Raw genomic sequence first — 25,386 nt, forward strand, 5'->3', positions numbered from 1 at the left:
GATATTAAATCTATTCCTGGAAACTGCGATCATACAAAGCAGTCAGCTCTTGCTCTGAAAGTTTATGGTCTGCACAAATACAATAGCCGCTACGCGACACAATCTTGTACGGGATCAAACCCAAAAAAGCTGGGACGAAATCATAATCATAGGAGTCGATCATGGTTTCGCTATACTCCACGCCCTTACACGCTAAAGCAGCTTGTTCATTCCACATGGTTTGCGCGGAGCCATAATTGGGAATAGGTCCCGCATTGGTTTGTACTTTGACATAGTACAAACCAGGCTTGACCAAACGAGTGGCCACACCACCTCCCAAAGGAGCGCGTTCTCCCGTACTAAGGTTATAACTGGAGGCACACCCTGCCAGCGCAGCAGACAAGGTTAAGAGAAGCAAAAATCTGGGGGACATCATGGTGACAGCTATACCTTCTCTGAAGTATTTAAAACCTGCTCATGGAATTTAGTGCGACGCTGATACTTTTAGCCGCGCACTTCTTCTTCGGCTTCTGCCGGTTGCACAGCAGGCTGTGCTTCTGGTTTCACTTCTGGTTGCGCTTGCGGCTGCACTTCAGGCTGCACCTGATTCGGTGCTTCGGTCTGTACTACCGGAGGTTTGGCCGTATGTTTGGCAACCTGCACGCCTTCGATAAAGCTTGCTGCATCTTTGGCCAGATCCTCAACCACCGCGTCGCCGCGGTGCGACATGCCGACCATGAAGCCTACACCTGGCACCGTAGGATGCTGGCAGTACAGCGAATTAAACTGCAGCATCAACTTCACGGTTTCAGTCGCTGAAGTAGCGGTCTTTGCCTTCATGTCTTCGGTTACACCGACATACTTTACGCATGGGTAACCACGCTGTTCGGTATATTCAAAATCAGCCGAGACTGGCTTGAAGCGCTCGACTGGCGAATCGGCTTGCACGCCTTGTTTCACCAGCTCCTCAAACTCACGCTTGCCCTGGAAATCGGGCAAGGCAAACAAACTGACTTGTGCGATAAAGCTTTCATTGACGGCCTCACCGGGACGGGCAAAAGCCAGCTCTGCCTGCGATGACTTGGCGATCATCCAGTCACCGGTCAGCGGTGCACGCACGTCCAGGAAAGCATTGGAAAACATCTTCCCGGCCGGTACCAACGCTTGTGCATGCGACAGCGCAGGCAGCGCGCACAGCAACGCGACCATGCGCGCATATTTCTTCATGGGGAAACCGCTCAGAGGCATCAGGTTTTAGGCAGGGTCACACCGTGTTGGCCTTGATACTTGCCGCCACGATCTTTGTACGATGTTTCGCAGACTTCATCGCTTTCAAAAAACAGCACCTGGGCGCAACCTTCACCGGCATAAATCTTCGCTGGCAATGGTGTGGTGTTGGAGAACTCCAGAGTCACATAGCCTTCCCATTCAGGTTCGAATGGCGTCACGTTGACGATGATGCCGCAGCGTGCGTAAGTTGATTTGCCGAGGCAGATGGTCAACACATTGCGCGGGATGCGGAAGTACTCGATGGTACGCGCCAGTGCGAAAGAGTTAGGCGGGATGATGCAGACATCGCTCTTGATATCGACGAAAGAGTTTTCATCGAAGTTTTTCGGATCGACTATGGTGCTGTTGATGTTCGTAAAAATCTTGAATTCATCGGCGCAGCGTATATCGTAGCCGTAAGATGAGGTGCCGTAGGAGACGATCTTCTGGCCGTTGGACTGACGCACCTGACCCGGCTCGAACGGTTCGATCATGCCGGTTTGCTCTGCCATGCGGCGTATCCATTTATCGGATTTGATGGTCATATTCTTCGATTTAAGTGAGTGTTGTAAGGAATTTCCGCAATTTTACGCGTTTTTTACTGCTTCACGGCATAACTCAGCTTGCAGGCAGCTTGTCCGGCACCACCGCACAAGGTGTATTTTTTCATCGCATTCAGATACTGTGCGGCTTTTTCCGGCGCAAGTCTCCACGGCAGGTTCATGGCTCGCTGCTCCACCGTCGCCGGCCTCCAGCCATATTGAATCTGAAAAAAATAATCCCTGCCCTCGGCATAGGCAATGAATGCCCCTTCCCCGTGTGGCGCGGCAGGACCATACGCATCGCAAAAACCACCACTCACGGCAAATGGAATGCCATTGAAGGTATTTATTCTTTGCACCATTTGGGCATTTTTACCGGGACAAGCTTTTTGCGCATCTTCCATGAATTTTTGCAAAAGAATCGCCGCGAAATTCATTTTCTGGTCCCTGATCTGCTGCAGGATTTCAGGATCTGGATACTTGAATCGCCTGACCAATAAATAACCGCCACGCCAAGATTCGATTGTTTCATCTTGAGGGATGTATTCAACGTAGTAATTACCGTCAGCCTCGCCTTCCATCCATGCCAGCCGCCATCCAGCAGGAGGCTCGAAATCAAGTCGTTCGCCTTGCACAGCGAAACTATCACCATCCGCTGCAGCAACACTACCCGCCAGCATGCATGAAATGATTGCCGCCAGGGCCACCTTACTCACTGTTTTCATTTGTCCCGCTTATTAAAATCAATATCGAATACCTGAAACCCGAAACTTAGCGCTGCATAGATTCCCACACCTTTTGCAAACGCTTGACCGATACCGGCATAGGCGTACGCAATTCCTGCGCAAACAGGGACACCCGCAACTCTTCCAGCAACCAGCGGAACTCCGTCATCTTCGGATCGCCATGGCGTTCCTTCAACGCCCGTTGCCACGGTGCTGCCGCCTGCTGCCATTCGGCCATCGACCGCATATCACGCGCCGGATCGGCACGCAATTTATCGATACGTACATTGATGGCTTTCAGGTAGCGCGGGAAATGCGTGAGATTGGTGTAATCGTTGTCCGCGATAAAACGTTTGCCCACCAGGCCCTGCAATTGCGCCTGCATATCGTTCACAGCCTGCATATGTGCTTTCACCGTTTGCAGCTTCTTCGGCAAAGCATGGTACTCAGTCAGCACCAGGCCCACCAGACGAGCAATCTCATTTACCAGCAAACCTAGCCTTGATTTGCCTTCATCCTTGCGTGCATTGAATTGCTCTGCCGTTTTCGGCAAAGGCTCTTGCAGGCAAGCGCGTTCCAGTCCGGCGTGGATGATCTGCTCACGCAATTCTTCCTGCGAACCCAGCGCCATGAACTGCATGCCCATTTGTTGCAAACCGGGGATATTCTTTTCCAGGTACTTCAGCTGTTCTTTCAACTGCAAGGCCAGCAAGCGGCGCAACCCGATCCGGTGCACACGCGCCGCTTCATTCGGATCATCAAACACTTCCAGGTCGCAATACGTGCCTTTGTCGACCAAGGCCGGGAAGCCGATCAGCGTTTGCTTGCCCTGCTGGATTTCCAGCAATTCCGGCAATTCGCCAAAGGTCCAGCTCGTCAGGTTTTGATGGATGCCGGTTGCGGCCGACATTGGTGATGTTGCCTTGTTGTTCGTTGCAGGTGTAGCCGCTTTACCAGGTACTTGCACTTGTGCCGCCTGCGCCATCGGTGCAGCCGTCTTTTCCGCGATGCGCTGGAAACTTTCGCGCGCCTGCCCACCAAACTCGTTACGCAAGGAAGCGAGGTTACGCCCCATTTCCAACTGGCGTCCATGCTCATCAATCACTTTGAAATTCATGAATTGATGGGCGGACAGGGTTTCCAGTTTGTAGTCTGTGGTCTTGCTGGCGATGCCGGTTTGTTCACGTACGTCAGCAATCACTGCATCCAGCAGGCTGCCTTTACCGAAGGCATGTGCTTCCTGCACGCGATCACAGAAACCAGCCGCGTAATCCGGCAGCGGTACGCAATGACGACGCAGCTTTTGCGGCAAGGACTTCAGCAGCAGATGCACTTTTTCCTTCAGCATGCCCGGCACCAGCCATTCGCAACGATCAGCCGATACCTGATTCAACGCATACAGCGGCACGGCCAGCGTTACGCCATCACGCGGCGTACCCGGTTCGAAGTGATAGGACAAGGCCATATCGACGCCAGCGACATTCATCACTTTCGGGAATAGCTCGGTGGTGACACCGGCTGCTTCATGCCGCATCAGGTCATCGCGATTCAGGTAGAGCAACTTCGGCTCTTTGGCCGTCGCATCCTTGTGCCACTTCTCGAAGCTGATGCCATTGTGGACATCAGCCGGGATCAGCTTGTCGTAGAACGCGGCGATCAGCTCATCATCGACCAGCACGTCGAGGCGACGTGATTTGTGTTCGAGGTTTTCTATCTCGCGCACCAACTTGTGGTTATGCGCAAAGAAAGGCGCGCGCGTTTCAAAGTCACCGCCTACCAGTGCATCACGAATAAAGATTTCACGTGCATCGGAAGGATTGATCAGGCCGTACTGGATGCGACGCTGGCTATACACCACGAGGCCATAAAGAGTCGCACGCTCATAGGCGGATACCTGAGCCGTACGTTTTTCCCAGCGCGGTTCGCCATAGGATTTCTTCAGCAAATGACCGGCCACACGCTCCAGCCATTCCGGCTGTATCTGCGCAATGCAGCGCGCATACAGACGCGTGGTGTCGACCAGCTCGGCCGCCATCACCCATTTGCCTGCTTTCTTGATCAGGCTGGAGCCCGGCCAGATATGGAATTTGATACCGCGGGCACCTAGGTAATGCGGCTCATCCTCAGCCTTGAAGCCGATATTGCCGAGCAAACCGGTCAACAGTGCGGTGTGCAACTGTTCATAGGTAGCTGGCGCTTCGTTCAGACGCCAGCCTTGCTCGCGCACGATAGTCAGCAGCTGCGAATGCACATCGCGCCATTCACGCAGGCGTAATTGCGACAGGAAGTTGGCGCGGCATTCTTCCTGCAGCAAGCGATTCGATTTCTTGTGCGCGATCGCATCTTCAAACCATTTCCAGATTTTCAGATAGCTACTGAATTCCGATTTTTCATCGGCGAATTTTTTGTGTGCATTGTCCGCCGCAGCCTGTGCTTCCATCGGCCGGTCACGCGGGTCCTGCACCGACAAGGCGGCAGCGATGATCAGTACTTCAGTCAGGCAGACATTGTCTTTCGCCGCCAGGATCATGCGCCCTACGCGCGGATCCAGCGGCAGTTTGGCCAGTTCACGACCCAGGCGTGTCAGCTTGTTTTCATCATCGACTGCGCCCAACTCTTGCAGCAACTGATAACCGTCGGCGATCGCACGGCCCAGCGGCGGTTCGATGAAGGGGAAAGTTTCCACATCGGTCAGATGCAGCGACTTCATGCGCAGGATGACGGAAGCCAGCGACGAGCGCAGGATTTCCGGCTCGGTGAATTTAGGTCGCAGCAAATAATCCTGTTCGTCATACAGACGGATACAGACACCAGCCGAGACACGACCACAACGACCGGCGCGCTGGTTCGCTGCCGATTGTGCAATCGGTTCTATCTGCAGCTGTTCAACCTTATTCCGATAGCTGTAGCGCTTGACGCGTGCCAGCCCGGCATCGACCACAAAGCGGATACCAGGCACAGTCAGCGACGTTTCGGCGACGTTGGTAGCCAGCACGATACGACGTGCATTCGATATCTTGAATACGCGCTCCTGCTCCTGCACCGACAGACGGGCAAACAGCGGCAGGATTTCGACATGCGGCGGATGATGCTTGCGCAATGCCTCAGCAGCATCGCGTATCTCGCGCTCGCCGGGCAGGAACACCAGCACATCGCCGGAACCTATACGCGCCAGTTCATCAACTGCATCGACCACAGCGTCCATCAGGTCGCGCTGACCACGCTCCTTGGCAGCAAGCGCAGAGCGTCGTGCTGCCGCTGCATCCGAGGTTGCATTCGGGTTGCTATCGGCATTCTTGTCAAACGGCTCGACCGGGCGATAACGCACCTCAACCGGATATAAACGACCTGACACTTCTATCACTGGTGCCAGCTTGCCGTTGCTGCCAAAGTGGCGCGCAAAGCGATCGGCATCGATAGTCGCCGAGGTGATGATCACTTTCAGGTCGGGACGCTTGGGCAACAACTGCTTCAGGTAGCCGAGCAGAAAGTCGATGTTCAGGCTGCGTTCATGCGCCTCATCGATGATGATGGTGTCGTACTGACGCAGCAGCGGATCAGTTTGCGTTTCCGCCAGCAAAATACCATCGGTCATCAGCTTGATCCACGCACCCTTGGTCAGGGTGTCGTTGAAGCGCACCTTGAAGCCGACGTGCTCGCCCAGCGGCGTACCGATTTCCTGCGCAATGCGCTTGGCAGTCGATGACGCCGCGATACGACGTGGTTGGGTGTGACCGATCAGGCCGTTCAGGCCGCGCCCGAGCTCCAGGCAAATCTTCGGCAATTGCGTGGTTTTACCGGAGCCGGTTTCACCGCTGACGATGATGACCTGGTTGTTTTGGATCGCGCGCGCGATATCGTCGCGCTTGCCGGAAACCGGCAGCTCTTCGGGAAAGCTGATCGCCGGCAAAGGGTTGCGTACCGGCGGAGCGGATGGAGCCTGTGCCCTGGGCGCAGGACGCCGGGATGGAGCACCCGGCTTGGACTTGGATTCTGGAGCGGACATGTAGGGCAGAATTATACAGAGCAGTGTCGCATTTCGTCGTCAGTTCGCACAATCGATACGGGTTGCCGTGGTTATAATGCGTCTCATGGAAAACCAAGATCAATTCGTCCAGTGGCTGCGTTCGGTCGCGCCGTACATCCACGCCTTTCGCGGCAAGACCTTTGTGGTCGCCTTTCCGGGTGAACTGGTCAAGGATGGCGCGCTGCCGGTGCTGGCACAGGATCTGTCCCTGCTGCACGCGCTCGGCATCAAGGTCGTCATCGTGCATGGCTCACGCCCGCAGGTCGAAGAACAACTGGCGCTGCGCCATGTGGAAGCACGCTTCCATGACGGCGTACGGATTACCGACGCCGCTGCGCTGGAGTGCGCGAAAGAAGCCGCCGGTGAATTACGCCTCGATATCGAAGCCGCGTTCAGCCAGGGCTTGCCGAATACACCGATGGCGCATGCCGCGATCCGCATTATTTCCGGCAACTTCGTCACCGCTCGTCCGGTCGGCATCATAGACGGCGTAGACCTGGAATTAACAGGCGTTACGCGCAAGATCGCGTATGAAGCCATCCACCCCATCCTGAATGCCGGTGGCCTGGTCTTGTTGTCGCCACTCGGCTTCTCGCCTACCGGCGAAATTTTCAACCTGACGATGGAAGACGTTGCGGTGAATGCCGCCGTCGCGCTGCGCGCCGACAAACTGATTTTCATCACCGAAACACCAATGATCAAGGATATGGCCGGGGCCGATATCCATGAGCTGTCATCGCACCAGGTCGACGCCGTACTACAGCACGACTGCGTGCCAGCCGACGCCGCCTTCTATTTGCAACATGCGATGCAAGCCTGTAACGCCGGCGTGCCGCGTGCGCACATCGTGCCGTACTCTACCGATGGCTCAGCCTTGCTGGAATTGTTTACGCATGATGGCGTCGGCACCATGGTTTCTTTCGAGAACCTGGAAAGCCTGCGTGATGCGACGATTGAAGACGTCGGCGGTATCCTGAAACTGATAGAACCGTATGAAGCCGACGGTACGCTGGTCAAGCGTGGTCGCGAACTGATAGAACGCGAAATTGATTACTTCTCCGTCATCGAGCATGACGGCGTGATCTTTGCCTGTGCTGCGCTCTACCCTTTCCCGGCCGAAAAAATGGCCGAGATGGCTTGCCTGATCGTCAATCCGGAAGTGCAGACGCAAGGCGATGGCGAGCGTTTGCTCAAGCATATGGAAAACCGCGCCCGTGCCGCTGGCCTGAAGAAACTGTTCGTGCTGACGACCCGTACCGCACACTGGTTCCTGAAACGCGGCTTCGTCCCGGCGACCGTGGACAGCCTGCCGAAAAATCGTCAGCAAATGTATAACTGGCAGCGAAAATCCCTGGTTTTCACGAAAAACCTATAATGTCGCCTTCTTACCCGATATATGTCGGCGCGCCGGGTGCTTAAGCCCCTGACGCGACGAGATGGATAATCAACACTTATCAACACCCGCCGTACCCGCGTGACCTGAACGGCAACGCGATGTGGCTATAGAAAAGGACAGCACCATGACACGCATGATTCATTGCATCAAACTCGACAAGGAAGCGGAAGGCCTGGACTTCCCACCGTACCCGGGCGAGTTGGGCAAACGTATTTACGAAACCGTATCGAAAGAAGCGTGGGCTGCCTGGCTCAAACACCAGACCATGCTGGTCAATGAAAACCGCCTGAACCTGGCCGACGTACGCGCCCGTAAATACTTGGCAACGCAAATGGAAAAACACTTCTTCGGCGACGGTGCCGATGCAGCACAAGGTTACGTGCCACCAACCTACTGATTTGTTTCAGACACAAAAAAGCCCGCAAATCGCGGGCTTTTTTATTTGCATACGAGCGTAAAAATCACGGACGCGCTATCGGTTCTATCCTGCGTTCATACAAGGAGCCGGTCGCCGCCAGAATTTCACGCAAGAGCATGACGAAGCTGGATACCAGGCACAGCATGGCCATGATGAAGAAGACCGCGATGAACTTGGATAACTCTATGCTGAGTGCATCGCCGAGGAATAGCGAGATGATGACCAGGCTGACCATCAGTGCGCACGCAGTACTCAGCACAATCGCGCGATTGATCAGGTGCGCCCGCGGATACAGGGTCACCAGTTCTGCGTTCAGATCCGCATGATGGATAGGATCCACCGTACGCAATTTGTCTTCCAATACACGTGAGCGATCAGTAATCCGGCCCAGACGATTGGTCAGGACCATCAGGTTGGTACCGACGCCGGTGAGCAAGAACACCGGTGCGACCGATAACTGGATAATGTGACCGATATCCCCGACTTGAATTTCCATGGCAGTACTCTAAAAAATTAAACGGGATAAATGTAGTGGCACAGGCCGTATAACGCCCTGTTAACACCACGATATCATGCCTGAAGCAGGCCGCGACAGGCAAGAGACGGGCAGAAGCCCATCCCCGCCCTTACGTATTATTTTTTCTCGACTTCGCCACCCAGTGCCACCACCAGGTCGCCCAGCATCTGGCTCAGTTCACCGGTCATCAGCATGATGTCGGAATCGAAGCGTTCATCATCATTTTGCGAGCTGGTTTCTGCATTTTCCTTGAGCACGTCCAGCGGTGTCACGCGTTTGATGGTCAGCGATTCAGTCAACACAAACGAAATCTTGTCAGCCCAGGTCATGGCCAGACGCGTACATTGCTTGCCGGAAGCGATATGGCGACGCACATCTTCCGGCTCCAGCGTGTGGCGTACATAACGCACGGTCGCCTTGCCTTCGCTGGTGGCGCGCAATTCGGTGTCCTGATCCACGGTGAAACCATGTGGCGCGATATCGGCCGCCAGCCATTCGGTCATGGCGGTGACCGGCGATAGAGCAACGTGCAGCGTTTCCAGCGGCAATTTGTCGACCGATTTGACCAGCAGCTTGATCACTTCGTCGGCCTTGGCCGGGCTACCTGCGTCGACTACCATCCAGCCATTGACCGGATCAATCCAGACCCAGGTCTGGCGCCAGACGCTGAAAGCACGCGGCAACAAGTCGTCGATGACCTCTTCCTTGAGTTCCTTCATTTGCTTGCGGCCCGGCTTGAAGCCTTGCTGCTCTTCGATTTCTGCTGCCTTGATCTTGGTGACCTGGTTAATCACGGTAGTCGGCAACAGCTTCTTCTCGGTACCGAGCAAGAGCAGCATTTGTTTGTTCAGTGCGTATACCAGCTCGCCGTTTTCGCGTGGTGAAACCCAGCCCTGGCTTTGCATTTCCAGGCTGGAGCAAGGCTGGAATGCGTGCGGCGCGAGATCAGCCGCCAATTGTTCTGCTGTAATGGCCCACGGCGCAGGAAGACGATATATCTGAAGATTCTTGAACCACATGGCTAGCCCCGGCAAAAAAAGGGGCTATTCTACACGCGACACCCTGCTCTGCCGCACACAAAATTTCATAAAACGGCGGGCATACCAGGCGGCAAAACCGGATAAGGCGCGGCCAGAACAAGATCCGTGATTACCTGCGGGAAAGCTCGTAAAAATGCCATCTTCTGCTGGCAAACACCGCGGAAACACTCACGGTAACGGGTATAATAGCGCTCACTTATCATCTGGCCGCCAGCCCTGCACGATGCAGCACGCACGGGCAAGCTTGATAGCCAGAAATTGATTACGGATTTTTTAAGTACACAGCATCAATAATTATCATCCCAATGTCCAAAAGCCCATCTCGCAAGCCGATCGAAATCAAGATTTCCACCGTCGTCGCCGTCTCGGCCATCCTGCGTGATGCCAACCTCGCCGTGCTCGATGCAGCCATGCAGGAAATGACCGGCGGCAACGCCGACTTCTTTGATGATGAATTCGCTGTGATCGACGTCGGCTCACTCGAACCTGCGGGCCAGGTCATCGACTGGCCAGCCATTACCGCCCTGCTCAAATCGTATCGCCTGAACGCCGTAGCAGTACGCAATGCGACGCCGGAAATGGCGAGCGAAGTACTGGCACACGGCCTGAGCCTGGATGGTTCGGTCAAGGAACGTGCTGCGGCAGCACCGAGCACACCGCAGCAAGCTGAAATCGAACTGGCACCGCCAGTCGCTGTCGCCGAACCGGAACCAGTCGTGGTGCAAACCGCGGCCCCTGCTCCGGCTGCGACCCAGTTCGCGGCCAACACCATGATCGTCGATACCCCGGTACGTGCCGGTCAGCGCATTTATGCGCGTGGTGCCGACCTGATCATCACTGCCGCAGTCAACAATGGCGCCGAAGTCATTGCTGACGGCAGCATCCATATTTACGCGCCGCTGCGTGGGCGCGCGCTGGCTGGTGCCAGCGGCAATACCGAAGCACGTATTTTCACCCTCAGCATGGAAGCCGAACTGGTGTCCATCGCTGGCATGTATCGCACTTTTGAAAATGGCTTTCCACAGGATCGCGCACAACAGGCGACGCAAGTCCGCCTGGTTGGCGATCGTATCGACATGCTGCCTATCAAGGCAGCGGCATAATAACTTAGCAGTTCTAATAAATAACGAAAGGGGTTTCCTTTGGCAAAAATCATCGTTGTAACGTCAGGTAAAGGCGGCGTCGGCAAAACGACCTCGAGCGCAAGCTTTGCATCTGGTTTGGCCATGCGCGGACATAAAACAGTCGTCATCGACTTTGACGTCGGCCTGCGTAACCTCGATTTGATCATGGGCTGCGAACGCCGCGTGGTGTATGACCTGATCAATGTCGTCAACAAAGAAGCAACGCTGAACCAGGCACTGATCAAGGACAAGCACTGCGACAACCTGTTCGTGCTGCCTGCTTCGCAAACCCGCGACAAGGATGCATTGAGCGAAGACGGCGTAGAACGCGTGCTGCAAGACCTCGCTGCAATGGACTTCGAATTCATCATCTGCGATTCGCCTGCAGGTATCGAACACGGTGCCGTGATGGCGCTGACCTTTGCTGACGAAGCCATCATCGTCACCAATCCTGAAGTGTCGTCGGTACGCGATTCGGATCGCATCCTCGGCATCATCCAGGCCAAATCGCGTCGCGCACTGAATGGCGGCGAACCAGTCAAGGAACACCTGCTGATTACCCGCTATGTACCTAAGCGCGTAGAAGCGGGTGAAATGCTGTCCTACACCGACGTGCAGGAAATCCTGCGCATACCGCTGGTCGGCATCATCCCTGAATCGGAATCCGTCCTGCACGCATCGAACGCAGGCAATCCGGCTATCCATATTGAAGGCAGTGAAGTTTCGGAAGCATATAAAGATGTCGTCTCGCGTTTCCTCGGAGAAGACGTTCCGCTGCGATTTACCGACTACGAAAAACCTGGCTTTCTGCAGAGAATTTTTGGAGGTAAGTAATCATGGCGCTTTTGTCTTTTCTCTTCAATAGCAAGCCGAAGACTGCGAGTGCAGCCAAGGAACGCTTGCAGATCATCATCGCGCGTGAGCGCAATGGTCGTGCCGGTCCCGACTTCCTGCCTGCGCTACATCAGGAACTGATCGCGGTGATCTCGAAGTACGTCAAGGTCAATCCTGACGACATCAAGATCTCGCTCAACAGCCAGGGCAACCTGGAAGTCCTGGACGTCAACGTCGTGCTGCCTGACGACGCAATTGAAGCAGTCAAGTAATCCAGGCCGTACTCATCACTGATTACGTCTATTACGTTTGATAGCGGATTCCGGCCAGCCCGGAATCCGGCAATTTCTCCCGCAGTGTCAAAAAATAGCAGCGCCGTCAGCCTGCCCGCAGATGACGTATCATTTCACCTCCTTTATTAAGTGAGACCCCACCATGAAAACCAAAGCCGCCGTCGCCTGGAAAGCAGGACAACCGCTGACTGTCGAAGAAGTGGAACTGGGTGGTCCACGTGAAGGCGAAGTGCTGGTCGAGATCAAAGCCACCGGCATTTGCCATACTGATTACTACACCCTGTCAGGTGCCGACCCTGAAGGTATCTTCCCTGCCATCCTCGGCCATGAAGGCGCGGGCGTGGTGGTAGAAGTCGGCCCGGGCGTAAAAAGCCTGAAGAAAGACGATCACGTCATTCCGCTCTACACACCAGAATGCCGCGAATGCAAATTCTGCCTGTCGCGCAAAACCAATCTGTGCCAAAAAATCCGCTCAACCCAGGGTCGCGGCCTGATGCCGGATGCAACCAGCCGCTTCTCCATCGATGGCAAGCCGCTGTTCCACTACATGGGCACCTCGACCTTCTCGAACTACATCGTGGTACCGGAAATCGCTCTGGCGAAAATTCGCGAAGACGCGCCGTTCGATAAAGTCTGCTACATCGGTTGCGGCGTCACCACTGGTGTAGGCGCCGTACTGTTCACCGCGAAAGTGGAAGCTGGCGCGAATGTAGTCGTGTTCGGCCTCGGCGGTATCGGCCTCAACGTGATCCAGGCTGCCAAGATGGTAGGTGCCGACAAGATTATCGGTGTTGATTTGAATCCGGCGCGTGAAGCAATGGCACGCAAATTCGGCATGACGCATTTCATCAATCCGAGCAAAGTCGAAAACGTAGTTGACGCGATCGTGCAATTGACCGACGGCGGCGCAGACTACAGCTTCGAATGCATAGGCAATGTACACACCATGCGCCAGGCGCTGGAATGTTGTCACAAGGGCTGGGGCCAATCGATCGTGATCGGCGTGGCTGAAGCCGGTGCAGAAATCAGCACCCGTCCATTCCAGCTGGTAACTGGTCGCGAATGGAAAGGCTCCGCTTTCGGCGGCGCACGTGGCCGCACCGACGTACCGAAGATTGTCGACTGGTACATGGAAGGTAAACTGAATATCGATGATCTGATCACGCACACGCTGCCGCTGGACCGGATCAATGAAGGTTTTGACTTGATGAAGAGCGGTGAATCGATACGCTCGGTTGTTATTTACTAATACGGGGAAGATGGTGGAACTGATCAGCCAACACGTATGCTTTGATGGCGTACAAGGATTTTATAAACAACAATCGAAAGAGACCGGCTTGCCGATGACTTTTTCGGTGTACCAGCCGCCACAGGCGAAGCACAAGAAAGTACCGGTGCTGTTCTATCTGGCCGGACTGACCTGTACCGAAGAAACCTTCATGATCAAGGGTGGCGCACAGCGCTACGCAGCTGAGCACGGCATCATGCTGGTCTCGCCAGATACCAGCCCGCGTCGCACCGGCATCAAGGGTGCCAGCGACGCCTGGGATTTCGGCCATGGCGCAGGTTTCTATATCGACGCCACACAAGCACCGTGGTCGGATCATTTCCGCATGTACTCGTATGTCGTGCATGAATTGCGCAATACCATCATCAGTAACTTCCCTGCCCTCGCCGACCGCATTGGTGTGTTCGGTCATTCGATGGGTGGTCATGGCGCACTGACGCTGGCCTTGAAGAATCCGGACATCTACAAATCGGTTTCCGCATTTGCGCCTATCACTGCGCCTAGCCAGTGCCCTTGGGGTGAGAAGGCATTCTCCAACTACCTGGGCGCAGACCGAAGCACCTGGCTGGATCATGACGCCAGCGCGCTGATGCGGGCTCGCAAGACGCCATTCCCGCAAGGCATCCTGATCGACCAGGGCCTGGACGATCAATTCCTGGATACGGAATTGCTGCCACATCAATTCGAAGCCGCGTGCTGGGCCGCCGATCAACCGCTGACCCTGCGTCGTCATCGCGGTTACGACCACAACTACTATTTCATTTCGACCTTCATGCAGGATCACATCGCCTATCACAGCGCGATCCTGAATAAGTAGGCTGAAATAGCAGGACGCACGCAAGGTTCTGCGAGACAAATAAAAAAGGGAGGGACAGAATTTCTGTCCCTCCCTTTTTGTATTACCGGCTTACGAACGACTGCTTAAAACTCTTCCCAGTCGTCGTTATTGCCCTGCACTGATGCTTTGCTCGGCGCCGCTTTTCTTGTTTCAGCAACGGGTGCCGGTGCGCGTGTCACTGCCGCCACCGGTGCCGGAGCACGTACTGCGGTCGACTGTACCGTGCGCGGCGCAGCTACATGCCCTGCGGCGTAGCCACTACCGATCTGGAACACGCTGACCGCCTGTGCCAGGTTGCGCGCCTGATCCTGCAAGGACTCAGCAGCTGCCGCCGCTTCCTCCACCAGCGCAGCATTTTGCTGGGTGACCTGATCCATCTGACCGATAGCCTGGTTCACCTGCTCGATACCGTCGCTTTGCTCCTGGCTGGCAGCAGTGATTTCTGCCATGATGTCAGCCACGCGTTTCACGCCGTCGACGATCTCATCCATGGTGCTACCCGCTTCTGCCACCAGCTTGCTACCGGCATCGACTTTCTCTACCGAGTCACCGATCAGCGCCTTGATTTCCTTCGCTGCCGCTGCCGAACGTTGCGCCAGATTCCGCACCTCGGTAGCCACCACCGCGAAGCCACGACCTTGTTCACCGGCACGCGCTGCTTCGACGGCGGCATTCAGTGCCAGGATGTTGGTCTGGAAAGCAATGCCATCGATCACGCCAATGATGTCGACGATTTTCTTTGCCGAATCATTGATGGAGCCCATGGTGTTGACCACTTCCGACACTACGGTACCGCCCTTGACTGCAACTGCCGAAGCCGCCACTGCCAGCTGATTGGCCTGGCGCGAGTTGTCCGCATTTTGTTTTACGGTCGAGGTCAGCTCTTCCATCGAGGAAGCGGTTTCTTCGAGCGAGCTGGCTTGCTGTTCGGTACGCGACGACAGATCCAGGTTACCGCTGGCGATTTCGCTGGAGGCGGTCGCTATGGTGTCGGTACCCATACGGATTTGCGTGACGGTTTTGGCCAGGCTGTCCTGCATGCGGCGCAAGGCTTTCAGCAAAAGACCTGCTTCATCATCACCCACCACCATGGTGCTGCGTGCAGTCAGATCGCCTTCGGCAACTGATTCCGCCATCGACAGCGCTTCCTGCAATGGTTGGGTAATGCCTACCGTCAGACGCCATGCGATCAATGCGCCGAGTATCAATGCGATCACGGCGCCGATGATTAGCGTCATGCGACCTGAACCGTAATCGGCTGTAATCGATTGATCCGCCAGTTTCACTTCGTTCTGGTAATACGCCAGCACGTCACGCACGCTGTCTACATAAGCATCCAGCGCCGGGATCATTTTGCTATCGATCAGCTGTCTGGCTTCTGCCTCGTTGCCCTTGTCCTTAACGGCAAAGATCGCTTTACGCAGGTCTACATAGACTGCGCGCTTCTTGCCGACTTCGGCAAAGAGCTGCTTTTCTTCAGGGGTAACGAGCGAGGCTTCGACACCGTTCTGGAGTTCGGTAATTTGCTTGCTCTGGGCGGTAATTGCTTTCTGGAAGAATTGCTGTGTTTCCGGATCAGCACTCTTGACCAGGGCGAGGGTACGTATGCCGTTGACACTGGTTGCCAGCAGCCAGTCTTCCGCCGCCTTTTGTTTTTTCAGGGAATGATCAACCAGATTGCGGCTGGCATCATTAATATTTTCCAGTCGCATGATGCCGGTTGCGCCCATAGCAGCCACCAGCAACAAAATCAGGCCGAAACCCAGGCCCAGCCGTACACCTATTTTCATATTCGCGAAGCGCATCGTTTCTCCTTCAATATTTTATTTTTGTAATGCAAAAAACATTGTGTCTATTTCATCTTCCAGACCAAAATCGATGCACACCATACATCTGCAAAACCAGGAAAAGTCCATTATTTCCATTACCACTAAAAAATAGGAGTAATCTTCCACCATGCTTGTAAGTGCAATACCGACAACATGACATTCTGAAAATAAGTATGAAAACAAAGATAAATCTCATGTCATACGTAAGTCATTAACGGCAGCGAACCAGCAATATTGATGGTCAGGCACAAAAATAGTGCATGCTTATAAGAAAAACAAATATGAATAAATGCACAAAAAAATCCCTGCCACGCGACGGGCAGCGAAAAACATCATTGGGAATGTGAATTTGGTGACTCTATGAGGCCTGGATATACACTCAAGACTCCGCGTGTTTTATAGCGTAGTTAAGCCTGTGCAAGGCTGAGCAAATCTGACAAGACTGCCAGACTCAGAAGCGCTCATAGCCTTTCAGGTAACGCCATTGGCCGACCGGCAAAGCTGCCATCGGCATGCGCGCCATGCGTATGCGCTTGAGGCCGACCAGTGTCAGCCCGACTTGTTCACACATGTATGCGATCTGGCCGCGCTGTATGCCCTTGCCAGCGAAACGCAGGCGCGTCTCGTTTTGCCAGCTCACCTTGACCGGGGCCAGAGCTTTGCGGTTCATGCTCAGACCATGGTTGAGCAACACCAGTCCACCGACCACCAGCTCACCGCTTACTTCTGCGATGTACTCCTGCTCTATGCTGGCAGCGTCGTCGACCAGCTTGCGCGCGACGTGCCAGTCCTGCGTCAACACCAGCAAACCACTGGCCATGGTTTCCAGCTGGTCGGTAGCCTTCAAGTCTGTCGTGTGTTTTTTCAGGAAACGGATGCCGGAACGATCATCTGCATAGAGGTTTTCCGGCGTAATGCATTGCAGCACCGCATCGGCCTCCATACCGGCCGGTTTGTGCAACAAGATGGTGACAGGTGCTATCGCGACCAGGGTCGCATCCGGTGCCAGCACGACCTGCTGCTGCGGATCTACCCGATGTCCTGCTTCCTCGATCACCTTCCCGTCCACGCTGATCCAGCCGCCTTCTATATATTGCTCGGCGACGCTGCGCGAGCAGGCCAGTACTTCGGCAACACGTTTGGAGAGGCGGATAGAGTCAACCATGATCATGCAATCTGAAAAAGATGTGTATTGTCAGCTTGCCGCACAGTCGCTGCAAGCCTTTTAGCGCACAACGTGCAGATAAAGGATTGAATATAAAAAGAAAACGGCTCCACGAGGGAGCCGCTTTTATGTCGATGCGCTAAAGCGTATTCAGGCTGCTTTTGCTTGCGAGCTATCTGCCTGGGCAGAAATATCGACCGCCTCAGGTATGCCATCACTTTGCCAGCGATCGAATTCAGCCATGATCGCCTTGTGTGTTTTCTGGCTGATTTCCGGCAAAACACCACCCAGCATTTCAGTCGCTTCCTTGAAACCCTTCTCAACTGCAGCACGTATCGCTTCCAGTTTGGATGGATCACCACCGATCACGCTCTTGGCAAAATTCAGTATGCGCTCAGCGACTGCCTTGATACCGAATTCACCATCCTCCGCAATCGCAGCTTGCGCTTCCTCTATGGTCGCCGCATCCGTCGTCAGCTTTTGCTCACCGCTGACGACCTTGGCCAGGTTCAGGCCTTGCTGTTCGACCAAAGGCAGGATCAGGTTGATGATTTCCTTTACCTTGCGGTTCGATTCTTCCAGCATGGCCGCAACATCCGCCGGACGTGCCTGCGTGGTATTAGCTGCACTAGCGGCATTGCGCAAATCACCGTAAGTACCGTCTTCTGCGGGCTGCGCGCCCAGCGTGACTTTGTCGGTAGCAGCAGCGTCACTTTTATCGGCCGGACGCTGGGCAGCCTCGCGCGCTGGAGTAGCAGGGACAGTCGATGGTCTTTGCGTACTATTTAAAATACTAATGCTCATGTGAACTCCTTCATTCATCAGTTCATTCGTAAAAAATGATCGCATTGACAACACCGTACTGAAATTCGCCGCAATCGTATAAGGATTAACGGCTGAAAACAAGAAAAGCTGAGTAACACGCAAAACAGGTCGTGCGCTTTATTGCTGCAAAAGCAACATCAGATAAAAATATCCATGTAAATCAAGGTGCTACCCGACGTTAAGCCTCGTCGCCAAGCAGCAAAGCTGTCATACTGTCGCCTTCCTCGCCTGACGTGAAATGGCGTAGTCCCGGCGTTTGTAAGCTGGCCCGCTGTTTCCACCTTTGCATCTCATGAGCGCACAGCCAAAAAACCTGTTTTCCTATACCAGCCAGCGCCGCCGCGACCTCAAGCCCGCGCCCTTCCTGCCTATGTCACGTGCAGAAATGGACAAGCTCGGCTGGGATAGCTGCGATGTGATCCTGGTGACAGGCGATGCATATATTGATCACCCCAGCTTCGGCATGGCGCTGGTCGGTCGTTTGCTGGAATCGCAGGGCTTCCGCGTCGGCATCATCAGCCAGCCGGACTGGCTATCGGCAGAACCTTTCCGTGCGCTCGGCAAACCGAACCTGTATTTCGGCATCACCGCTGGCAATATGGATTCGATGGTGAATCGCTACACTTCCGACCGCAAGATACGCTCGGACGACGCCTACACACCGCACGGCGAACCCAACAAGCGCCCGGATCGCGCCGTCACGGTGTACGCACAACGCGCACGTGAAGCCTATCCCGGCGTCAATATCGTCATCGGCAGCATAGAAGCCAGCCTGCGCCGCATCGCCCATTACGATTACTGGTCGGACAAGGTACGTCGCTCGGTACTGCCTGACTCCAAGGCCGACATCCTGATCTTCGGCAATGCTGAACGTGCACTGGTCGACCTCACCCACCGCGTCGCCGCGGGTGAACCGATTTCATCGATACGTGATCTGCGCGGTACTGCCTTCATGGTGCCGCCCGGCTGGAAGCCAACACCGGAATGGACCGAAGCCAACTCGACCCGCGTCGATACGCCGGGCAAGGTAGAGCCACATCCTGATCCGTATGAAATGAAGATGAAGGATCCGGAAGGCTGCAAAACTGAAAATGCAGCACCACCGGAACCCGCGGTCAAAGTCATCAAAATCATGAGCCGCGAAGAGCGCCGTCAAGCCGAACGCGAAGTGCGCAACAAAACAGTCGTACGCCTGCCTGCATATGAAGTGGTCAAGGATGATCCGGTGCTGTACGCGCATGCATCGCGCGTCTTCCATCTCGAATCCAATCCGGGTAATGCCCGTGCGATGGTGCAGGCACACGGTGAACGTGACGTCTGGCTCAATCCGCCTCCGCTGCCGCTGGCGATGGATGAGATGGATGGCGTGTACGACATGAACTATGCACGTGCGCCCCACCCCAGCTATGGCAAGGCACGCATACCGGCGTGGGAAATGATCCGCTTCTCGGTCAACATCATGCGCGGCTGCTTTGGCGGCTGCACCTTCTGTTCGATCACCGAACATGAAGGCCGCATCATCCAGAGCCGTTCCGAACCGTCCATCCTGCGCGAAATCGAATTGATACGCGACAAGGTCAAAGGCTTTACCGGCACCATCTCCGACCTCGGCGGCCCGACTGCGAATATGTATCGCCTCGCCTGCAAGGACAAACGCATCGAGGAATCCTGCCGTCGCCTGTCTTGCGTTTACCCGAGCATCTGCTCCAACCTCGGCACCGACCACAGCAAGCTGATCCAGTTGTATCGCAAGGCGCGCGCAATTCCGGGCATCAAAAAAATCCTGGTCAGCTCAGGCCTGCGTTACGACCTCGCAGTGCGTTCACCTGAATACGTCAAGGAACTGGTATCGCATCATGTCGGTGGCTTGCTGAAAATCGCGCCTGAGCATTCGGAAGAAGGCCCATTGTCGAAGATGATGAAGCCGGGCATGGGTGCTTACGACAAGTTCAAGGAATTGTTTGAAAAGTATTCGAAGGAAGCAGGCAAGGAACAATACCTGATCCCTTACTTCATCGCGGCGCATCCGGGCACCACCGATGAAGACATGCTGAACCTGGCGCTGTGGCTGAAGAAAAACAATTTCCGCCTCGACCAGGTGCAGACCTTCATGCCGACGCCTATGGCTTTGGCGACCACCATGTACCACACGCGCAAGAATCCTTTGCGCAAGGTGACGGAAGAATCGGAAGCGGTAGAAACCGTACGTACCGGCAAAATCCGCAAACTGCACAAAGCCTTCCTGCGTTATCACGATCCGGAAAACTGGGAAATCCTGCGCGAAGGCTTGCAACGCATGGGGCGCAGCGACCTGATAGGCAGCGGTGAACATCATCTGGTGCCGCGCCATGCGGCACCGTCACGCGCCATCATCGCCGCCGAGCACCGCCGCGAAACACCCGGCCCTAACCAGCTGGCGAAGAAATTCGGGCAAAACAAGCCGCGTCCAGGTGCCGCCGTGGTCCGTACCCCGGTCGCACGCAATGCCGGCAACCGTGGCACCAACACTACCCGACCTGCGCGCACTGCCAGCACCCGCGGCGGCCGCAAGTAATAGCTAGAACTCATTTCACAAATATCCGTGAGATGCGTTCTTACCAAAAGCGGTGCTGGCAAGGCGTACGACGCGTCGCATAGCGGGGCTATGCGCAAGGAGCACAACGCGGCCAGCGCCGCTTTTGGTAAGAACCCGAAGGGAACGGGCTATTTGGGCGTATTGCTGCGTTGCGCCGCTTGCCAAGGGGACCACCCTTGGCAGCGCGACACGCCTTGCACTACCTCCCAAATAGCCGCGTTCGCACTCGCGGATATTTATGAAATGAGTTCTAGTAACGGCGGGCGCTGGCGCCTGCCGCTTACTCGTTTTTGCCTCACGGCGAGCGCAATTAAGCACATTTTTTGCACTCGCACAAAATCTCACCGTCCCACCTCGTTTCCGATTTTCGGTTATTCTTCCGCCAAAGTTACCGCGCTTGAAATGGCGGAAGTATCGATAGGGGATCACCAATTGAGCAATTTATACACGCGCCGACTCGCACTACTCGCAGACGACGCGCATCGCGGCCTGCTAAACCAGGGACGCCGCGGCATAGAGCGGGAGACGCTACGCGTAGACGCGCAAGGCCAGCTCGCACTGGGGCCGCATCCACGTGCGCTAGGCTCGGCGCTGACCAATCCGCAAATTACGACCGACTATTCCGAATCCCTGCTGGAATTCATTACCCCAGCCGAGCACGATGTGGCTACCGCGCTGGAAGAACTGGATCGCATACACCGCTTTGCCAATGCCAAGCTGGACCATGAACTACTGTGGAGCCAATCCATGCCATGCACACTGCCGGAAGAAGCCGACATCCCTATCGCCTGGTACGGCACTTCGCACATCGGCATGATCAAGCATGTGTATCGCCGCGGCCTGGCGGTACGTTATGGCAAAGCGATGCAATGCATCGCCGGTCTGCACTACAACTACTCGCTGTCGGAAGATTTGTGGCGCGTTATTAAGAAAAATGAAGCCAGCCAGCTGGACGACAAGTCCTATCAATCCGAAAGCTATATCGCACTGATCCGCAACTTCCAGCGCTATAGCTGGTTGCTGATGTATCTGTTCGGCGCTTCTCCAGCACTATCCACGCATTTCCTGCGTGGTCGCCAGCACGAACTGGCAACCTTGTCCGACGATACGCTGTACCTGCCATATGCAACCAGTTTGCGCATGAGCGACCTCGGTTACCAGAACAATGCGCAAGCGGGACTGATGCCGCCGTATAACGATCTGGAAAGCTATATGCGCAACCTGTCACGCGCAGTACGCCAGCCCTACCCTGCGTATGAAGCGATAGGCACACGCCGCGATGGTGAGTGGATACAGCTCAACACCAATCTGCTGCAAATCGAAAACGAGTATTACGCCACCATCCGTCCTAAACGCGTCATCAACAGCGGCGAGCGTCCGGTCGAAGCATTGTGCGCACGCGGTGTGCAGTACATAGAAGTACGCTGCATGGATATCGATCCGTTTGAACCACTCGGCATCAGCCTGCCGACTTCGCGTTTCCTTGATGCCTTCCTGTTGTTCTGCGCACTGGACGATAGTCCGTTTACGGATGAAGCTAACAATCGTGAACGCACCGAAAACTTTGCCCGCACCGTCAAGGAGGGACGTCGTCCTGGCCTGCAACTGCAACGCGATGGCGTAGCAATCAAGCTGCAGGACTGGGGACTGGAATTACTGGAACGCATACAGTCAGCCGCCGATCTGCTGGACGCACAGCGCAATGACCAGCAACACGCGCAAGCACTGGCAGCGCAAAAAGAAAAACTGCTGGATGCCAGCCTGACGCCATCGGCGCGTGTACTGGCGGAACTGCAAGCGACCGATAAATCATTCGAGCAATTCGGCTTGCGCCAAAGCGTGGCACATGCGGAATACTTCCGTGCGCGTCCCTTGAATGCTGAAGAGAATGCCTATTTCGATACGCTGGCAAAGACTTCTATTGCCGAGCAGGAAGAAATGGAACGTACACAATGCGGTGACTTTGACGCCTTCGTTGCCGCATACAATCAAAGGACACCACAGCAATTGTGTGACTGATGTCCTGAACGACTACTGAGCTGATCAGACAGCCCCTGCACTACACGGTGCAGGGGCTTTTTTAATGGTCGCAAACAAAGTACAAATTCCGTGCAGCAAGAAAATTAACACGCAGCTTTAATGCACAGCTGCAAGCAATTGCCATTTTGATCTTGTGTACGCTAACGTACAGACCCCCTCATTGCAGGTCAGTAATCTCTCTCCATCGACGACGACATGATTGCGTCGTAGCTGATACCCAACCATATGCATCGGACACCTGTCCCCTGCTGATAAATCAACCGGAGAGTAAATTATGATCCTGAATAAATCCAAATCGAAATGGATGACCGCATTGTTTACCGCCGTTATGCTGACAGCTGTCGTCGGCTGCGCTTCGACCTCAAAAACAGAAGGCACAGGCGAATACGTCGATGACTCGTGGATCACCACCAAAGTAAAAGCGGCTATCGTCAATGAGCCGACTTTAAAAGCCACCGAGATCAATGTCGAAACATTTAAAGGTACAGTCCAACTGAGCGGCTTCGTCAAACAGGCACAAGACATTCCGAAAGCAACCAGTGTTGCGCGTAGTGTCAAAGGCGTACAGGCTGTTAAAAACAATCTGATCGTCAAGTAAGCGCAATAAAAAAGAGGCCACGCTCGTGGCCTCTTTTTCGTCTGAAAATATACACCAACGACATTCCAGATCTGGAATAGTTCCCACTTGAATTATCAAGTCGCGTGTCAACGTATCGTAGTGAAAAACCGTTATTTGCGCTGTACCAGCATCGAACAAATAAACGATGCTGCACATGGATACAGCATGCAGAACTGCACTGTCATTTGCCGGAAACTGCATTATGATGAATGTTCAGCGCTGCGGCGTGTACCTGGCCAACGAATACTCATTACGCGTTGTTAAACCATATCTTTTATAAGGAATCATCATGCGCACATTAATGATCGGCAGCCTTGCCGCAGTACTAGCCCTCTCCGGCTGTGCCAATATGTCTGAAACAGAACGCGGTACCGCACAAGGTGCAGGTATAGGCGCAGGCGTGGGTGCGCTGCTCGGCGGCATCACCGGCGGCTCGCGCAACATCGCAGGCGGCGCAGCAATCGGTGGCGTGATTGGTGCAGTCGCAGGTAACGTCTGGTCCAGCCGCATGGAAAATCAAAAGCGTCAGATGGAACAGGCAACCCAGGGCACTGGCGTACAAGTCAGCCAGACCGCAGACAATCGCCTGAAGTTGGAAATCCCTAGCGACATTTCGTTTGCTACCGGCCGCTCCGATATCAATCCTAGCCTGCAACCTATCCTTGATCGCTTTGCTTCCGGCCTGGTAGAAAACCCAACCGCTACCGTCACCATCATTGGTCATACCGATAGCACTGGTACCGATGCGATCAACAATCCATTGTCCTTTGATCGTGCTGCGCGTACCCGCGATTACCTCGCCGGTCGTGGCGTCTCGCCACAACGCATCCAGGTAGATGGCCGCGGCAGCCGCGAACCGATCGCCAGCAATGGTGATGCAGCCGGTCGTGCACGCAATCGTCGCGTTGAAATCTTCGTCGCTGAACCACAGCAACAACAACCGCAACAACATCAGCCACAGCCTTTGCGCTAATCCGCATTAGTTGGCACCCACAAAAAAGCCCCGCATGCGGGGCTTTTTTCATATGCGGCAACAAGCTAGTTTTTCAGCAAGCCTTCATACACTTTCTTGATGCCCGCATAGCACTCGCAGATATGTGCTTCCAGGCCATCGCGATCCAGCACGGTAATCTGGCCACGGCTGTATTGAATCAAACCTTCATCCTGCAATTTGCGCGCTGCTTCGGTCACGCTCTCACGGCGCACACCCAGCATATTGGCAATCAGGTCTTGCGTCATGCTGATCTTGTCACCGGGCAGCCTGTCCAGGCTGAGCACCAGCCAGCGACAGAGTTGTTGCACGATGGTGTGGTGACGGTTGCAAGCAACGGTATGCGCCATTTGCGTGAACAAAGCCTGCGTGAAGCGCAACAGCAATTGTTGCAAGGCGCCGCCGCGCGCAAATTCTTCGTTCAGGATGGAAGCCTTGATACGGAAACCGTAACCGGCGCTTTTTACAAAAGCACGGTGCAAGGATGCACCACCACCCATGAATACATCCGCACCTACGATGCCTTCGTAACCGATCACTGCGGTTTCCGAAGATGCACCGTCGGCAGTTTCATACAGCAGCGACACGATGCTGCTGGTGAGGAAGTAGACATACTGCATCTGCTCACCAGCTTCACATATCGTCGTACCAAAAGGCATGTCGACGAATTCCAGATGCTGCGACAGGCGCGCATAGTCTGCTTCCGGCAAGGCTGCCAGCAAACCGTTATGTTGCGGGTGATGACCATGCAAACCGGCCAAAGCCCTCGGTGCTACCGGCCTGTGCTGTAGCGCATCGTAGGCAACATCACCTTTCATCCTCAACGCCGCAATCGCGTTGGAGTTCACAATCTGATGGCTTGCAACGGTATTTCGATGGTTAGCGATCTGTGCCATGTGTTCCTCCCTGGATAGTCAAAATTTCCACGGTTTCATCATTGCACTGGCTAGCGCATATCAAAATCAGCGCATATCCCATTCTCGTGTGAGATCACACTGACAAAAAGATAACAAAAACATGTTTTTCGTTTTCATCCGGAAACTTTAATTCTC

The 25,386-nt window shown here is 54.7% G+C and carries 22 protein-coding genes; 11 read left to right on the top strand and 11 right to left on the bottom strand.

The window, feature by feature from the left end:
* Positions 1-10: 10 nt before the first annotated feature.
* From IXC47_RS03655 to hrpA, 5 genes are all read right to left on the bottom strand, one after another.
* Positions 11-307, bottom strand: coding sequence for a hypothetical protein (locus IXC47_RS03655; RefSeq protein WP_175625478.1), 297 nt, complete (start codon positions 305-307; stop codon positions 11-13).
* A 176-nt stretch (positions 308-483) separates the two neighbouring features.
* Entirely contained in the window at positions 484-1,206 is a 723-nt protein-coding gene (locus IXC47_RS03660; protein ID WP_175625477.1) for a hypothetical protein, read from the bottom strand.
* Between the two features lie 20 nt (positions 1,207-1,226).
* Positions 1,227-1,793 (bottom strand): dCTP deaminase, encoded by a 567-nt coding sequence (gene dcd, locus IXC47_RS03665; protein WP_012079041.1) that lies wholly within the window; start codon positions 1,791-1,793, stop codon positions 1,227-1,229.
* 53 nt (positions 1,794-1,846) lie between these two features.
* A complete protein-coding gene (locus IXC47_RS03670; protein ID WP_195874729.1) occupies positions 1,847-2,515 on the bottom strand; it encodes a hypothetical protein in 669 nt (222 codons plus the stop codon).
* Positions 2,516-2,561: 46 nt separating this feature from the next.
* Positions 2,562-6,521 (bottom strand): ATP-dependent RNA helicase HrpA, encoded by a 3,960-nt coding sequence (hrpA, locus tag IXC47_RS03675; RefSeq protein WP_195874730.1) that lies wholly within the window; start codon positions 6,519-6,521, stop codon positions 2,562-2,564.
* Positions 6,522-6,606: 85 nt separating this feature from the next.
* Between hrpA and argA the strand changes: the two genes are divergently transcribed.
* Positions 6,607-7,917 carry an amino-acid N-acetyltransferase gene (gene argA / locus IXC47_RS03680; RefSeq protein WP_175625474.1) on the top strand — a complete coding sequence of 437 codons (1,311 nt, stop codon included), beginning with the start codon at positions 6,607-6,609 and terminating at the stop codon, positions 7,915-7,917.
* Positions 7,918-8,062: 145 nt separating this feature from the next.
* Complete coding sequence (locus IXC47_RS03685; protein WP_012079035.1) at positions 8,063-8,335, top strand: oxidative damage protection protein; 273 nt, start codon at positions 8,063-8,065, stop codon at positions 8,333-8,335.
* A 64-nt stretch (positions 8,336-8,399) separates the two neighbouring features.
* Here IXC47_RS03685 and IXC47_RS03690 read toward each other — a convergent pair whose 3' ends face one another.
* Both IXC47_RS03690 and IXC47_RS03695 read right to left on the bottom strand, forming a co-directional pair.
* Positions 8,400-8,852: a DUF2721 domain-containing protein gene (locus tag IXC47_RS03690; protein ID WP_175625473.1), complete on the bottom strand. Its 453-nt coding sequence runs from the start codon at positions 8,850-8,852 to the stop codon at positions 8,400-8,402.
* Between the two features lie 137 nt (positions 8,853-8,989).
* Positions 8,990-9,892: a recombination-associated protein RdgC gene (locus tag IXC47_RS03695; RefSeq protein WP_175625472.1), complete on the bottom strand. Its 903-nt coding sequence runs from the start codon at positions 9,890-9,892 to the stop codon at positions 8,990-8,992.
* A gap of 326 nt (positions 9,893-10,218) precedes the next feature.
* Between IXC47_RS03695 and minC the strand changes: the two genes are divergently transcribed.
* From minC to fghA, 5 genes are all read left to right on the top strand, one after another.
* Positions 10,219-11,016 (top strand): septum site-determining protein MinC, encoded by a 798-nt coding sequence (gene minC / locus IXC47_RS03700; protein WP_175625471.1) that lies wholly within the window; start codon positions 10,219-10,221, stop codon positions 11,014-11,016.
* A 39-nt stretch (positions 11,017-11,055) separates the two neighbouring features.
* The gene (gene minD / locus IXC47_RS03705; RefSeq protein WP_012079031.1) at positions 11,056-11,871 is read left to right on the top strand and encodes a septum site-determining protein MinD; all 816 of its coding nucleotides are present in this window, start codon (positions 11,056-11,058) and stop codon (positions 11,869-11,871) included.
* 2 nt (positions 11,872-11,873) lie between these two features.
* Positions 11,874-12,143: a cell division topological specificity factor MinE gene (gene minE / locus IXC47_RS03710; protein ID WP_012079030.1), complete on the top strand. Its 270-nt coding sequence runs from the start codon at positions 11,874-11,876 to the stop codon at positions 12,141-12,143.
* Positions 12,144-12,306: 163 nt separating this feature from the next.
* Complete coding sequence (locus IXC47_RS03715; RefSeq protein WP_195874731.1) at positions 12,307-13,413, top strand: S-(hydroxymethyl)glutathione dehydrogenase/class III alcohol dehydrogenase; 1,107 nt, start codon at positions 12,307-12,309, stop codon at positions 13,411-13,413.
* Positions 13,414-13,423: 10 nt separating this feature from the next.
* Positions 13,424-14,269 (top strand): S-formylglutathione hydrolase, encoded by an 846-nt coding sequence (gene fghA / locus IXC47_RS03720; RefSeq protein WP_230089373.1) that lies wholly within the window; start codon positions 13,424-13,426, stop codon positions 14,267-14,269.
* A 104-nt stretch (positions 14,270-14,373) separates the two neighbouring features.
* On the opposite strand, the gene IXC47_RS03725 is transcribed toward fghA, so the two are convergent.
* The 3 genes from IXC47_RS03725 to IXC47_RS03735 form a co-directional block, all read right to left on the bottom strand.
* Complete coding sequence (locus tag IXC47_RS03725; RefSeq protein WP_195874732.1) at positions 14,374-16,095, bottom strand: methyl-accepting chemotaxis protein; 1,722 nt, start codon at positions 16,093-16,095, stop codon at positions 14,374-14,376.
* Between the two features lie 475 nt (positions 16,096-16,570).
* Entirely contained in the window at positions 16,571-17,284 is a 714-nt protein-coding gene (locus IXC47_RS03730) for an rRNA pseudouridine synthase (RefSeq protein WP_195874733.1), read from the bottom strand.
* Positions 17,285-17,434: 150 nt separating this feature from the next.
* Positions 17,435-18,088, bottom strand: coding sequence for a hypothetical protein (locus IXC47_RS03735; RefSeq protein ID WP_195874734.1), 654 nt, complete (start codon positions 18,086-18,088; stop codon positions 17,435-17,437).
* A gap of 391 nt (positions 18,089-18,479) precedes the next feature.
* Between IXC47_RS03735 and IXC47_RS03740 the strand changes: the two genes are divergently transcribed.
* From IXC47_RS03740 to IXC47_RS03755, 4 genes are all read left to right on the top strand, one after another.
* Entirely contained in the window at positions 18,480-20,663 is a 2,184-nt protein-coding gene (locus IXC47_RS03740; protein WP_230089392.1) for a YgiQ family radical SAM protein, read from the top strand.
* A 453-nt stretch (positions 20,664-21,116) separates the two neighbouring features.
* Positions 21,117-22,703 (top strand): glutamate--cysteine ligase, encoded by a 1,587-nt coding sequence (gene gshA, locus IXC47_RS03745; RefSeq protein ID WP_195874736.1) that lies wholly within the window; start codon positions 21,117-21,119, stop codon positions 22,701-22,703.
* A gap of 295 nt (positions 22,704-22,998) precedes the next feature.
* The gene (locus IXC47_RS03750; protein ID WP_175625463.1) at positions 22,999-23,322 is read left to right on the top strand and encodes a BON domain-containing protein; all 324 of its coding nucleotides are present in this window, start codon (positions 22,999-23,001) and stop codon (positions 23,320-23,322) included.
* 310 nt (positions 23,323-23,632) lie between these two features.
* A complete protein-coding gene (locus IXC47_RS03755; RefSeq protein WP_175625462.1) occupies positions 23,633-24,316 on the top strand; it encodes an OmpA family protein in 684 nt (227 codons plus the stop codon).
* 65 nt (positions 24,317-24,381) lie between these two features.
* On the opposite strand, the gene IXC47_RS03760 is transcribed toward IXC47_RS03755, so the two are convergent.
* A complete protein-coding gene (locus IXC47_RS03760; RefSeq protein ID WP_195874737.1) occupies positions 24,382-25,230 on the bottom strand; it encodes a Crp/Fnr family transcriptional regulator in 849 nt (282 codons plus the stop codon).
* Positions 25,231-25,386 lie beyond the last annotated feature (156 nt).

The organism is Herminiimonas contaminans, assembly GCF_015645465.1.
In the GTDB taxonomy this organism is placed as follows: Bacteria; Pseudomonadota; Gammaproteobacteria; order Burkholderiales; family Burkholderiaceae_D; genus Oxalicibacterium; species Oxalicibacterium contaminans.